General features: G+C 48.3%; 14 protein-coding genes and 1 other RNA gene. All 15 read right to left on the bottom strand.

Annotated features, from left to right (window positions below; all coding sequences use genetic code 11):
* Positions 1-39: 39 nt before the first annotated feature.
* The 15 genes from rnpB to cdd all read right to left on the bottom strand — a co-directional run bounded on the left by rnpB (position 40) and on the right by cdd (position 13,964).
* Positions 40-447, bottom strand: an RNA gene (gene rnpB, locus AC2TDN_RS04240) — RNase P RNA component class A.
* 86 nt (positions 448-533) lie between these two features.
* On the bottom strand, positions 534-1,655 hold the full coding sequence (locus AC2TDN_RS04245; protein ID WP_484687102.1) for a Nif3-like dinuclear metal center hexameric protein: 1,122 nt from the start codon (positions 1,653-1,655) through the stop codon (positions 534-536).
* Complete coding sequence (locus AC2TDN_RS04250) at positions 1,622-2,404, bottom strand: tRNA (adenine(22)-N(1))-methyltransferase (RefSeq protein ID WP_484687103.1); 783 nt, start codon at positions 2,402-2,404, stop codon at positions 1,622-1,624. Before AC2TDN_RS04250 ends, AC2TDN_RS04245 begins: the two co-directional genes overlap by 34 nt.
* On the bottom strand, positions 2,404-3,240 hold the full coding sequence (locus tag AC2TDN_RS04255) for a hypothetical protein (RefSeq protein ID WP_484687104.1): 837 nt from the start codon (positions 3,238-3,240) through the stop codon (positions 2,404-2,406). The genes AC2TDN_RS04250 and AC2TDN_RS04255 overlap by 1 nt, the downstream gene beginning before the upstream one ends.
* A gap of 121 nt (positions 3,241-3,361) precedes the next feature.
* Complete coding sequence (gene rpoD, locus AC2TDN_RS04260; RefSeq protein WP_053376806.1) at positions 3,362-4,492, bottom strand: RNA polymerase sigma factor RpoD; 1,131 nt, start codon at positions 4,490-4,492, stop codon at positions 3,362-3,364.
* Between the two features lie 18 nt (positions 4,493-4,510).
* Positions 4,511-6,364: a DNA primase gene (gene dnaG, locus AC2TDN_RS04265; protein WP_484687105.1), complete on the bottom strand. Its 1,854-nt coding sequence runs from the start codon at positions 6,362-6,364 to the stop codon at positions 4,511-4,513.
* Positions 6,365-6,405: 41 nt separating this feature from the next.
* Positions 6,406-6,855, bottom strand: coding sequence for a YaiI/YqxD family protein (locus AC2TDN_RS04270; protein ID WP_484687185.1), 450 nt, complete (start codon positions 6,853-6,855; stop codon positions 6,406-6,408).
* A 101-nt stretch (positions 6,856-6,956) separates the two neighbouring features.
* Entirely contained in the window at positions 6,957-7,772 is an 816-nt protein-coding gene (locus tag AC2TDN_RS04275; protein ID WP_484687106.1) for a pyruvate, water dikinase regulatory protein, read from the bottom strand.
* A 28-nt stretch (positions 7,773-7,800) separates the two neighbouring features.
* The gene (glyS, locus tag AC2TDN_RS04280; RefSeq protein ID WP_484687107.1) at positions 7,801-9,882 is read right to left on the bottom strand and encodes a glycine--tRNA ligase subunit beta; all 2,082 of its coding nucleotides are present in this window, start codon (positions 9,880-9,882) and stop codon (positions 7,801-7,803) included.
* The gene (gene glyQ, locus AC2TDN_RS04285) at positions 9,875-10,762 is read right to left on the bottom strand and encodes a glycine--tRNA ligase subunit alpha (RefSeq protein ID WP_053376811.1); all 888 of its coding nucleotides are present in this window, start codon (positions 10,760-10,762) and stop codon (positions 9,875-9,877) included. Before glyQ ends, glyS begins: the two co-directional genes overlap by 8 nt.
* A 360-nt stretch (positions 10,763-11,122) precedes the next feature.
* Positions 11,123-11,368, bottom strand: a complete 246-nt coding sequence (locus AC2TDN_RS04290; protein WP_484687108.1) for a hypothetical protein — start codon at positions 11,366-11,368, stop codon at positions 11,123-11,125.
* Positions 11,369-11,421: 53 nt separating this feature from the next.
* Complete coding sequence (gene recO / locus AC2TDN_RS04295) at positions 11,422-12,165, bottom strand: DNA repair protein RecO (RefSeq protein ID WP_484687109.1); 744 nt, start codon at positions 12,163-12,165, stop codon at positions 11,422-11,424.
* Positions 12,166-12,335: 170 nt separating this feature from the next.
* Positions 12,336-12,494 carry a YqzL family protein gene (locus tag AC2TDN_RS04300; protein WP_482066998.1) on the bottom strand — a complete coding sequence of 53 codons (159 nt, stop codon included), beginning with the start codon at positions 12,492-12,494 and terminating at the stop codon, positions 12,336-12,338.
* 100 nt (positions 12,495-12,594) lie between these two features.
* The gene (gene era, locus AC2TDN_RS04305; protein WP_482066997.1) at positions 12,595-13,518 is read right to left on the bottom strand and encodes a GTPase Era; all 924 of its coding nucleotides are present in this window, start codon (positions 13,516-13,518) and stop codon (positions 12,595-12,597) included.
* 8 nt (positions 13,519-13,526) lie between these two features.
* Positions 13,527-13,964 carry a cytidine deaminase gene (cdd, locus tag AC2TDN_RS04310; RefSeq protein WP_484687110.1) on the bottom strand — a complete coding sequence of 146 codons (438 nt, stop codon included), beginning with the start codon at positions 13,962-13,964 and terminating at the stop codon, positions 13,527-13,529.
* Positions 13,965-13,989 lie beyond the last annotated feature (25 nt).

The following is a 13,989-nucleotide window of genomic DNA, read 5'->3' on the forward strand; positions in this document are numbered from 1 at the left end:
CGCATGCGATGGGTGCTCTTTGTTGTTGTAGGATGTCGTGCGGAAAGTTTGCCGTAAGCCGGGTTCTGTACTTCTGGTGGTCCAAACGGGAACGACCCTCCCACGATGAAGCGACAATCATCTATCTAGGCCGTACATTACTGCACGGCTCCAGCAACCAACCCGGACGCGCCTCAGGCTAAGGCTGCAGCTTAGGGGCTGCGGCGTCCTCTCGGTCTTGCTCCAGATGGGGTTTACCAGGAACATAGTCACCTATGCTCCTCGTGGTCTCTTACACCACGGTTCCACCCTTACCTGTACCGGCAATAAAGCCGGCCATCGGCGGTCCATTTCTGTGGCACTATCCTTCAGCTCGCGCTGACTGGACGTTATCCAGCATCCTGCCCTGCGGAGCCCGGACTTTCCTCTCGCGGCAACAAGGCCGCCAGCGATTGTCTGTCAAACTTTCCGTAGCATCGTTAAGTATACAAGGTATTTCGCAAAAGCTCAACCCTGAAGTAAATGCCAACTTATCCATCCAACCTTTATTGTTTTTATACAAAGGTAAAAGGCTCTGTATTCAAAGATGAAGGTATCGCTTCCGTTTCGGATTTGCTGCTGACAAGCTGCTTATTCAACCAATCAGCTACCTGCTGCTTCATTACTTTTTCGATGTTATGGCCAGGATCAATTATGGTCATGCCCGCTGCGAGTGCGTCATGAGCCGTATGATAATCAATATCCCCGGTAATAAGCACATCCGCCCCAGCAAATACCGCATGTCGAACATATTTGGCACCCGCGCCGCCAAGTACGGCAGCCTTCCGCACGATGCGATCGAGCGGTCCGACTACACGAACTGCCGGTACATCAAATATTTCCTTCGCTTTCTCTGCAAGCTCGCCTAAAGTGACAGGCTGTGCAAGCTTGCCAACTCTGCCGAGACCAAATGAACGACCCTTCAAATCAATCGGGTACAGATCGTAAGCAACCTCTTCGTAAGGATGCGCTTTTAGCATGGCTTGTACCGTTTTGCGGTGAACGCTGTAGGGCACAATCGATTCAATGCGAATTTCGTCAACCTTCTCGAGCTTGCCTTGTGCTCCGATATAAGGAGTCGTGCCAGGACCTGGAACAAATGTCCCCGTTCCCTTTATGTTGAAGCTGCAATTGCTGTAGTTGCCGATCTCGCCAGCGCCAGCGCGCCAAATCGCCTCAAGCACTTGCTCCTGATGGCTCTCCGGGACAAATACGACAAGCTTATAAAGCTTGTCCGTATAAACCTCTTCCAAGCATTGGCGACCATCAGGTACGATACCGATGAGATCAGCAAGCCAATCATTGATGCCGCCGTCGGCTATATCGAGATTCGTATGCGAAATGTATACGGCAATGTCATTTTTAATAAGCTTCTCATATAATCGGCCGGCAGCAGTTGATGTATCCAGCTTCGCGAGCGGTCGAAATATAATCGCATGATGGGCGATGATCAACTCTGCCCCATGCTCGATAGCCTCATCGACTACGGCATCCGTTACGTCCAAAGCAACGAGTATCTTCGTAATCGTCTTATTCAACGTACCAAGCTGAAGCCCGATTTTATCATTTTCCACCGCATAATGCTTTGGGGCAAGCTGCTCCATCAATTGAATGACGGTTTGACCGTGGGCAAACATAACAAAACCTCCTCAATCACATGCTTCTCCGCTTGGAATTGCTCACGCTTGATTGCAGATTCCGGAAGCTCTGAGCCAGCAAGCTGCTCGCAAATGCGTTCCAGCTTGCTTAGCTCATGACGCCACTTTTTGAAAAGCTCTTGCTTCGGATGACGTAGCAAATGCGGCCCCATCTGCTTCAATACTTTAAATGTCGTTTCCGCATCAAGCTCGAGCTTCAAGAAGCTGCCATCGTACAGCTCACTATTTCTGGTATTGGCATCCGAAACCCGAATCGCATGCATAACCTCATAGATTTTGCCGTCTTCCTCAAGGATACTCTCAGCAGTTAAATACCAATCATGCTTTAGCAGCCATTCGCGAACCGCTTCTTCACCAACATTAGGCTGCAGCACAAGCTCCTTAACGCCTTCCAGCTTGCCAACTGCTTGTCCTGCATCAAGAATGCTGCTCATTAAGCTGCCGCCCATTCCGGCAATGGTGACCGTATCCGCTTCGCCAGGCTGCAGCACATTTAAGCCATCGCCTTGACGCACTGTCAGCCTGGCAGTAAGTCCAGCGTCAGCAACTTGCTTTCTTGCCGCCTCGAAGGGACCAAGATTCAGCTCCCCTGCAATCGCAGCAGGGCATTTATCGATTTGAAGCAAATATACGGGAAGCATCGCATGATCGGAGCCGATGTCAGCGATCCGCGAGCCCTCAGTTACATAATCTGCAATTAGCTGCAGACGTCTTGAAAGTTTTAACATTATACAACCCACACCATCCATTTTTTTCGCATAGAAAATAATAATGCGCCGCCTACAGCAATCTTCAAGATAAGCTGCAGCTGCAGCCAAATCGCGTTATCTACGAACATCATCGCATACAGCTCGGGCATAAACCAAACGAGCGTGCCAGTTAAAAACAGAATTGCCGACACCTGCTTTGACCACCGATTGACGAACCAGCTGCTCCAACCGAACAAGCAAGCAATTGGAAGCCAGTAAAGCTGGACCTCATACCATTTGGAATCCACCATAAATTGCGACAACAGCCAAGCATACACGAGTATAGCCGCCAGCCAGCCGCAAAGATGAAGCACAGGAATTCGGGCAGCTATCCCATAAATAATCCAAAAGAGTGAGCACAAGGCGAGCAGCCCTGTTTTCCAGCCCCATTGATCGAGGCTATGAATATTAAGCAAGTACAATCCGCCGCCTAAAAGCAGCAGCATGCCCGTGCTTGTTATTGCCATTCCAGCAGCTTCATTTCGCTTGCGAAGCCTTTGCCCAATTGTTAGAAAAGCACCCGCTCCGCCAATCACGACGGCCATTTGCAATAATGGATGAAATTCGTTAAAATAAAGCACAACAAAGGAAATTAAGGTAAAAGTTCCAAAAGTAAGCAGCCACTGCATGCCTGTAGCCCGCGAGACGGCGGCAATTGCTTTTCCTAATGTATGATGCTGTTCTCTGGTCGTTTGGATTGCATCCTGATCAGCATATAAATTCATCAGAAAATCACAATATTGATCCGGCAGCAGCTTGCTTCTCCGCCAGTGATCAATTTCTTTTACGATAATTTGCCGACGATCCTGATTCATAGAATTCAGCTATCCTTTCGGTTACTTGCTTATCGGCAAGTCCTTATGTATAAGGTCTGTTTCTTAGAAAAAAGACCTCGCTGCACGTGCAGAAAGGTCGCTATTTTCTAACATCTAAGTTTTATTCGAGGAAATCCTTCAATCGCTTGCTGCGGCTTGGATGGCGCAGCTTGCGCAGAGCCTTGGCTTCAATTTGACGGATACGCTCACGCGTAACACCAAATACTTTGCCAACCTCTTCGAGCGTTCTCGTGCGTCCATCATCGAGCCCAAAGCGAAGACGCAGTACGTTCTCTTCTCTTTCGGTCAATGTATCAAGGACGTCTTCAAGCTGCTCCTTTAGCAGCTCATAGGCAGCTGCGTCAGCTGGAGCAAGCGCTTCTTGGTCTTCAATGAAATCTCCAAGATGAGAATCATCTTCTTCCCCAATCGGCGTTTCGAGCGATACTGGTTCTTGAGCGATTTTCATTATCTCACGAACCTTCTCGGTGCTAAGCTCCATTTCAGCAGCAATTTCCTCCGGTGTCGGTTCGCGGCCAAGCTCTTGGAGCAATTGACGGGATACCCGAATCAGCTTGTTAATCGTCTCAACCATATGAACCGGAATCCGGATCGTCCGAGCTTGGTCAGCAATCGCGCGCGTAATGGCTTGACGAATCCACCAAGTCGCGTACGTACTGAATTTAAAGCCCTTCTGATGGTCAAACTTCTCAACCGCTTTGATAAGACCCATGTTCCCCTCTTGAATCAAATCAAGGAACAACATCCCTCTACCGACATAACGCTTCGCGATACTGACAACGAGGCGCAGGTTCGCTTCCGCAAGTCTCCGCTTTGCTTCCTCATCGCCATTTTCAATTCGCTGTGCAAGCTCTACCTCATCATCCGCAGAAAGAAGCGGAACTCGGCCGATTTCCTTTAAGTACATCCGTACCGGATCGTTAATTTTAATACCCGGCGGCAATGCAAGATCATCATCGAAGTTGAAGTCGTCCTGCTCACGCTCTTGCTCTTCCCCTTGGGCTGCGAGTGGATTTTCTTCGTCGTTTTCGTTCAGTACCTCAATCCCAAAATCATCGAGCTGTTCGAAAAATTCATCAATTTGTTCCGGGTCTTGATCGAAAGGAGCCAACTTATCCATAATTTCTTTATATGTCAAAGATGATCTCTTCTTGCCTTGCTCGATCAATTGATCCTTCACATGATCCAGTTTTTGTTCGGTATCTAGTTCAGTATGTTGATCATTCGCCATGTTCCGACTCCCTCCCCCCTAGAAACGATCTTCCTGTCGACCTTTAAGCTGTCTCTCTAGGGTTATAATCTCACTTGCAATTTGTGCTGCTGCCAAAAAATCGCCGGTACGCTCAGCACGTACCATTTCTTCTTTCTTGCGCTCGATATCCCGAAATTGCGGTACTTTGATAATATCGTGGATATAAGCGTCCATCGTCGTTTCGTCGAACGGGAAGTCACCGTCCATCATAAGAATAGATGCAGCTGCGCGTTCTAATCGATCATCGTGCAGTGTTGCAATAAATCGGCTGACATCCGGATCGTAGCCCTGTGCAAAATAAGCGTATAAATAAGCAGCAAGCGCTGCATGATCCTCTACATTAAACGCATCGCCCAACCGCTCGTGAACCGCGTGCGCCACTTCCCTGTCTCGCATCATAACATGCAGCAACCTTCGTTCGGCATGCGTGTATGCAGGCATAAGTGTGGGCGGTCCAGATTTTCTGGGCTTTTCATTCCTACCATTATTCCACGAATTGTCGTTATTATCCCCTTGCGGTTTCTTTTTTTGCAGCTCCTGCCTGATTTGATGACAGTCCTGCTTCAAGGCGTCAAGAGAGATATCGAACTCTCGGGATATTTCCTTTAAGTAGACCTCGCGTTCTGTTGAAGAATCAAGCTCAGCAACAATTTGTACTGCTTCAAGCAGATAATTTTTTCTACCTTCTTCTTTTAGCAGTATATGGTTTTTCCTTGAATATATAAGCTTAAATTTTGTTACAGATACCGGCTGGTCCATCGTTTCACGCAAGAAAGCCTCCGGTCCGTATTCGCTTATATAATCATCTGGATCCTTTCCTTTCGGAAGCATCGCCACCGACACCTTTAAGCCTGAACTTTCAAGCATCGGAATTGATTTGAATGCTGCTGCTTGTCCGGCGTCATCTCCGTCATAGCAAACGATGACCTCCTCAGCTTGTCGCTTGAGGATAGCGCAATGCTCATCGGTCAATGCAGTCCCCATAGTCGCGATTCCGTTTTTTACGCCTGCACTCCATGATTTGATGACGTCCATGTAGCCTTCAAACAATACGACTTGCTTGCTCTTGCGGATGGCTGGCCGCGCATAATGCAAGTTGTATAGCGTTCTGCTCTTCGTAAAAAGCATTGTCTCCGAGGTATTCAAGTATTTCGGCTGTCCTTCGCCTATTATGCGACCCGCAAACGCGGTAGCTTTGCCGTCTCGATCCCATATCGGAAACATAATGCGATTGCGAAACCGATCCACATACCCGCTCCCGTCTGATTTAGCCGAAAGCAATCCGCCTTTTTCCATTAATGCTAAATCAAAGCCGCGATTCGTTAAAAACCGAGCCAGCAAGTCCCATTCCTCAGGAGCATAACCGAGCATAAAATGATCGATCAGCTTATCGCTGAGTCCGCGCTCGCGCAAATATTGCTTCGCAGCCTGTCCTTGCTTCGTGTTGTTGAGCACATGGTGATAAAGCTTAATGGTCAGTTCATGCGCTTCAATGATCTTGGCTCGATCCGCATCATGCGGCGTGGATTTGCCTCCGTCGGGCGCAGCCCAAGTGACAGGCATTCCTGCATCAGTGGCCAGCACGCGAACCGCTTCAGGAAAAGAATAGCCTTCCATTTCCTCAACAAAGCGAATCACATTGCCGCCTTTGCCGCAGCCATAGCAATGGTAAATTTGGAGCTCCGGCGTAACCGTAAACGAGGGAGTCTTCTCCGAATGGAACGGACATAACCCCTTCATATATTTGCCGTGCTTCGTGAGATGAACATATTTCCCGACCGTCTCTACGATGTCATAATGCTTGCGCACCGCATCAATGACCTCTTCCGGTATTTTATTACCGTATGTCATCGTTCATCACCTTCATCCTAGTAACACGTAAATAATATTCGCTATACGTCATGGTTCTCCTGCTCATTTCGTAAAACTTTTGTCAACTTTTGTTGAAAACGATCACGATCGTCATTATTCATCGCTTTCGGACCTCTTGTTTTGCCTCCGGTTCGTCGACGTTTTGCAAGCTCATGTCTCCGCTCCATCAAATAATCGATGTTTTCGTCCGAGTACTGCTCTCCTCTAGGAGACAATACGATGGCGCCTTTGCCGATCGCGATGCATGCCAGTCCAAAATCCTGCGTAACGACGATGTCTCCGCGTACAATATGGTTGACAATATATAGATCAACCGATTGATTGCTCCGATCCACCTGAACAATTTCTACGCCCGGCTGCGGCTCCAGTCGATGGTCATGTGAGGCGACCATCAGCACGCGAACGGAGAAAAGTCTAGCCGTCTCACCTATTTCAGCTTTTACCGGACATGCGTCCGCGTCGACCACAATGGTTGGTTGCACTAGTCGAATATGAGATCACCGCTCGATTTCAATTTCTTAACCTGTACTATTATATACGGCATAACTATAAAAAATCCTGCCTCCTGCCGCTAAGGCATTCGCACATATTCCATAATTAAACTTGCCGTTTCTTCAACAGCCTTATGAGAAACGTCAATTACAACGCAGCCGAGCTGCTTCATAATCGTATCCGCATAACGAAGCTCCTTCTCTATACGGTCCGGAGTGGCATAGGATGCATTATTCGGCAAGCCAAGTGCCTTGAGGCGCTCCTTACGAATCGTATTTAAATATGGCACCCCGATTGTAAGTCCAATTATTTTGCGTTTTGGAATCTTAAACAATTCATCGGGCGGCTTCAATTCAGGCACTAGCGGCACATTCGCAACTTTAAACTTCTGATGCGCTAGATACATCGACAAAGGTGTCTTAGAAGTTCTCGATACGCCTACAAGCACAATATCGGCCTTCAGAACGCCGGATGTATCTCTTGCATCATCATATTTAACAGCAAACTCGACAGCCTCCACCTTTCGGAAGTAATCCGCGTCAAGAACATGGTTTAGACCAGGCTCCTGACGGGATTTGCGTCCTGTTCGCTGCTCCAGCGTTTCGATAAAAGAGCCGAGCAGGTCGATGGCGACGATGGCGTAGGTTTCAGCCAGCTTCCGCATGCTGTCACGAAGATGCGGAATAACTAACGTGAATAATACGATTGCATCGGCTTGCTTAGCCTGCTCGGCGATTCGCTGCAAGCTTGCCTCATCCGTTATGAAAGGAGCTCTGCGGATATCCGTATTAATCGGATGAAACTGGGCAATCGCCGCGCGTACGACAAGCTCCCCTGTATCTCCTGCGGCATCGGATACGACATAAACGATCACTTCCGGATTAGAACGAGACATGATCCATCATCCTCCTGGGCTGGGCATATTACCAAACGAGCTTAGAGAAATCAGCGACAATCGCAATATCCTCAGCGATTCCGGCAAGGGTAGACAGACGGTTAGCGCGTACAGTCTCATCAGGGGCCATAACCATAACATTCTCAAAATAAGTATGAATATAAGGCTTCAATGATGATAAGCTTTGTACTGCTTTATCCATCTCGCCATTTTCAATCGCCACTTTGAAGGCTGGGCGCTGCTGCAGCCATTTTTCATATAGTTCTGTCTCCACAGGCTCTGCAAACAAAGAGGAATCGACCGTCATATCAGCCGCTTTGGACCCCAAATTGCTGACGCGGTTGAATTGCTCCACTGTCTGCTTGAACGATGTACGGTCCTCGCTTGCAGCTAGAGCCTGCACCACGGAAGCACGTTCGATTGTCGATTTCAAATCGGCAAAGCCTGAAGCCATAACCGCGTCAATGACATCATAACGAACGCCTTGCTCAGACAGTACATTTTTGACGCGTAGTGCGAAGAAATCGGAAAGATCCTTGCGAATATCTGCAGCGTCGCGCTTCAGACCGCGTGCTTCGTGCACGGACAAAGCCGCATCGTACAAATCGTTTAATTGAAGCTTCAAGCCATGCGCCAAAATGATTTGCACAATACCAGCCGCTTGTCTCCGCAGCGCGTACGGATCCTGAGAGCCTGTCGGGATAATGCCAATGGAGAAGCAGCCTACGATCATATCTATTTTGTCCGCTAAGCTTACGATAGCTCCCGTTATTTCGGAAGGCGCTAGATCGCCGGCAAAGCGCGGTTGATAGTGCTCATTAATGGCTTTCGCCACCGATTTGCTCTCTCCCGCTCTAAGAGCATAATCCTCGCCCATAATACCTTGAAGCTCTGGGAATTCATACACCATTTGCGACACGAGGTCGAATTTGCAAATATCAGCGGAACGGCTGATTTCCTTGGAAGTCTGCTCATCCAATAGCAATTGCTTGCTTAACAGGTCGGATGTGGCGCGAATTCGTCTGACCTTATCGGCTACGGAACCGATCTCTTCATGATATACGATATTTTCCAGCTTCGAGAGTGCATGCTCGATCGTAAGCTTATGGTCTTCCTCATAGAAAAACTTCGCATCGGAAAGTCTTGCACGAAGAACCTTCTCGTTGCCTTTCGCAACAAGCTCGATTGATTTCAGATCGCCGTTACGAACGGTTACGAAGAATGGCTGAAGCTGGCCTTCGCCATCAAACACTGGGAAATATCTTTGGTGCTCGCGCATCGAAGTAATAAGCACCTCTTGCGGAATGTGCAGGAATGCCGGATCAAAGCCGCCAAACAATACGTTTGGATATTCAACTAAGAAAAGCACCTCTTCAAGCAAATCCTCCTTGATTGCGATCTCCCAGCCTTTTTCTTTCGCTAAACGATCAATCTGTGCAACGATCAGCTGCTCCCGTTCAGTAACATCTGCGATTACATGCTGCTCACGCAAGCGTTCAACATATTCTGCGGGCTCCTGTACGTTTGCATCATTGCCGAGGAAACGATGTCCGCGGGATACTTTGCCGGTCTTAACACCCGTAATTTCAAATGGAATTACGTCTTGGCCAAACAAAGCTACCAACCAGCGGATCGGTCTAACGAAGCGAAGCTCATAGCTTCCCCAGCGCATATTTTTCGGGAAGGACATCGAAGTTATAAGCGTTAGCAAGCCATCAGGCAGAACGGATGCTGTCTCAGCGCCGATACTGCTTTTGTTCGCATACACATACTCAACACCGGCAAGCTCTTGGAAATAAAGCTGTTCAGGCTCGACGCCTTGGCTGCGGGCAAATCCGAGTGCCGCTTTGCTCCAATTGCCTTGATCGTCTTGGGCGATTTTGCGCGAAGGCCCTTTGGCTTCCTCATTCGTATCGGACTGCTTCTCAGCCACATCATGAATAAGAACCGCAATCCGGCGAGGCGTTGCGTATACATTAACGTCTCCATGTTCAATGCGGGAATCAGACAGCCATTTCACCATTTTATCCTTAAGCTGATTCATAGCGCCGCGCACGAAACGAGCCGGTACTTCCTCTAGTCCAATTTCAAGCAATAAATCTCTAGTCATGCTGCTCCACTCCTTTCTTCAGCAACGGGAATCCAAGACGTTCTCTTTCCTCAAAATAAGTCGATGCGCAAGCACGCGCCAAATTTCTTACCCTTGTAATGTAGCCCGTTCTTTCCGTTACGCTTATCGCGCCGCGCGCGTCGAGCAGGTTGAAGGTGTGCGAGCATTTCAACACGTAGTCGTATGCCGGAAATACAAGATGATGCTCCATCGTTTTTTTGGCTTCTTCCTCGTACATATTGAACAAGGAGAAGAGCATCGCTGTATCCGAAGTTTCAAACGTATATTTGGAATGCTCATATTCCGGCTGCTTGAAGACGTCGCCGTACGTTACGCCCTCTACCCACTCCAGATCGAATACATTCTCTTTTTGCTGAATGTAAGAAGCTAGACGCTCCATGCCGTATGTGATCTCGACCGCAACTGGGTTAGCATCGATGCCGCCAACCTGTTGGAAATACGTAAATTGCGTAATCTCCATGCCGTCAAGCCATACTTCCCAGCCTAAACCCCAAGCGCCAAGCGTAGGCGACTCCCAGTTATCCTCAACGAAACGGATATCATGATCGTTTGCATCAATGCCAAGCTGCTTCAAGCTCTCCAAATAAAGCTCTTGAATGTTGTCTGGCGACGGCTTCAAAATAACCTGAAATTGATGATGCTGGTATAGACGGTTCGGATTTTCGCCATAACGGCCGTCTGCCGGGCGACGGGAAGGCTCCACGTAAGCGACATTCCAAGGCTCAGGACCAATGGAACGCAGGAAAGTCATCGGGTTCATCGTTCCCGCACCTTTTTCCACGTCATAAGGCTGCACTAGAATGCAGTTTTGCTCGGCCCAGAATTGCTGCAGCGTCAAAATCATTTTTTGAAAATTCATTGCTAATCCTCTCCTTTTTCCTGTGTATTGGTCCAATTCTGGACATTTTCTTGGCAAAGGCGAAGACATGCAAAAAACTCCCGTCTCTACGCCTGCTGCCAGACGTAGGGACGAGAGTTATAATCCCGCGGTTCCACCCTACTTGGTTCGCTCCTTGCGAGCAAACCCTCTTTGTTCGATACGACTCCGGAGTGCCCTTTCACCGCTTTGTCCATCCGGGCTTTCACTATTCCCGGCTCGCTAATCTTGTCGACATGAAGCGATTACTTTCTCCATCATTGTCCAATATTCATATTGCATTATTTTATGCTTCTTTATGGCAATTGTCAAACAAGGAATTCGAGGCATACACCGCAACAATTAGTGGCCGCGAATCTCTTCAGCAGAAATCGCTTTGCCGGCTCGCTTGCCGATAATGTCCTTCATGACTGCGTTGCCCATCATAAGGACACAAACCAAGGCAAGACCTGCTGGAACGATCGACCAAAGGAAAGTTACAGATACCGATTCAGACAAGGCTACGACGATTTTTTCCATAATGGGCGGCGGAATTTCCGCACGCTTCTCTGGAGATAACAGCTCGCGAGCAAGCAAAAGTAGGTGCATGACCTACGATTTCAGAGGTACAAAAAAACCATATTAATCCAAGTTTCAAACACTTACATTAGCTTATCCAGCTGATCAAGAAAATTACGTGATTTAAGCTGCAAGCCGAGATGTGTATCCATTAGCTTGCGCATAGCTAGTTTAAGCTCTGCTTTTGTTTCCGGCTTAACTTGAATAGAGCCAAGCCTTCTCATATCCATTCTGCGAAATAGTCTTAGCAGCTTGTATGCGCCCTCTCCAAGCAGTACTGCGTGCGGGTCCTTGCCTGAGCATCTCGAGCATAATATTCCTCCCGCATAAGGCGAAAGCTTAAACGGACCCACGACATTGCCGCAGCTAACGCATTCATCTAGTGCCGGCGCATAGCCAGACAAGTCCAAAATACGCATTTCGTAAAGATGAGTCACGATTTGCGGATCTTTGCCCTCTTGGAACGCGGAGAGGCAAGCCTTCAGCTGTTCAAAATGAAAGCCGGTCGCCTCATCATCCTGCAAAGAGCGATCGGTCAGCTCCGCTGCATAAGAGGAATACGCAGCCAAATCTAGCTTTTCACGCAAAACATGGTGGGATTCAATAATCTCACCATGATTCAGCGTACCGAGTCCGCTGCTGCGGAAATAAGCGAACTCGCCATATGTAAACGGCTGCGCGAGCGAAGAGTGCTTGCTCTTCAGTTTTTTCGCGCCGCGTATAAGTACTCCCGCTTTGCCGTTTGTCTTCGTGAGCAGTGTAACAATTTTGTTGCCTTCCCCATAATCCATGCTTCGAATGACGATTCCCTCGACACGATACAGCATATTGCAAACTCTCCCCTGAAAAAGCAAAAACGTGAGGTTCGCCATCCCATGGCGACGAACATCCGCTTAGCGGTTAAAAATAAGCATAGCAAAGTCTGATGAATAGATGCCCGCTTATCTTTTCAAAACTTCTCTACATGATCATCCGATTCAATAATACCTTTGATTCATCAGCCTGATGTGTCTTCCAACTCCATCACGGCAAGCTCGTCTTGTTCCAAAGCTAAAGCATTGGAGTCATCGGCTCCAAATTGATTGATTTCCTTGTAAAGCATGAAGGACTCGACATCCCCGGTCAACGTAAAATACTTCCACGAAAAATTTCGCATACGTATTCATCCCTTTCCGTCCCAAGAAATGCTGCTCCAGACGGTAATAGGATGCGATAATCCGCTTCAATCTATCCTTAACAAAAAACGTCATTTCGTATTAATCGTGTCGGTAGCCAAGATCCTTCAGCACGCGCTCTTGATTGCGCCAGTCCTTCTTCACCTTTACCCATAGCTCGAGATAAATGCGCGAGCCTAGCAGCGCTTCAATATCCTTGCGCGCTTGTTTTCCGACTTCCTTCAGCAGCTCGCCTTTTTTGCCGATGATGATCCCTTTTTGGGAGTCTCGCTCGACAAATATTACCGCTCCGATATACACGACGCCATTTTCCTTTACGCGCATGTCCTCGATCGTAACGGCTATGGAGTGCGGAATCTCTTCGCGGGTCATATGCAGTATTTTCTCGCGAATAAGCTCCGAGCATACGAATTGCTCAGGATGATCCGTAATCTGATCCGCAGGATAGTATTGCGGGCCTTCCGGCAAATAGCGGGATAGCTGCTCCAGAAGCGTCTCTACATTATTTCCTTTGAGCGCCGAGATCGGAATAATTTCCGCAAAATCATGAAGCTCATTGTATTGCGTAATCATCGGCAGCAGTTGCTCTGGCTCTACTTTATCGATCTTGTTCATAACGAGAAAGACAGGTGTCTTTACTTTTTTGAGCTGCTCGATAATGAAGCGGTCGCCGCCGCCAAGCCCCTCGGACGCATCGATCAAAAATAGCGCCGCCTCAACCTCGCGAAGCGCACTTTCTGCTGTTTGCATCATGTAGTTCCCGAGCTTCGATTGCGGCTTGTGAATGCCGGGCGTATCAAGAAACACAATTTGCGTATCGTTCGACGTATATACGCCATGAATTTTGTTCCGTGTCGTCTGCGGCTTATCTGACATGATGGCAATTTTTTGGCCGATCAGATGATTCATCAGCGTAGATTTGCCCACATTAGGTCTGCCAATGATAGCGACGAAGCCGGAACGGAATTTTTTGCTGTCACGTTCATTTGATGTTGTAGGATTCATAAGTTTATTTAACGCTCCCCATTTTCTGCTAGTGAAGCCGGCGTGAAAGCGCCCGGCAATATGTCTGCTACGGTCGAAATCGTCCATTGACCGATTAAATTCCCCATGATGACGGGCATGTCAGGCGCACAAAGCTCAACCATCACCTGACGGCAAACACCGCAGGGCGCGATTGGTCCATCCGTGCTGCCAATGACGGCAATGGCCTGAAATTGTCCCGGACGCTTGCCGTCAGCAATTGCGCGATGCAAGGCGGTGCGCTCCGCGCAGTTAGTAGGGCTATATGCCGCATTTTCCACATTGCAGCCATAATGGACATGTCCCTCGTCATCGAGCAGCGCTGCTCCAACTTGGAAATTGGAGTAAGGCACGTATGCACGAGACATCGCTTCCTTTGCTGCATGCAACAGGTTCGTGTAAGATTCCGATAACCCTTCGTATACCATTCGGACCATCCTCCTCAATAAAATC

The sequence above is a fragment of the Paenibacillus sp. Y660 genome (genome assembly GCF_057221575.1).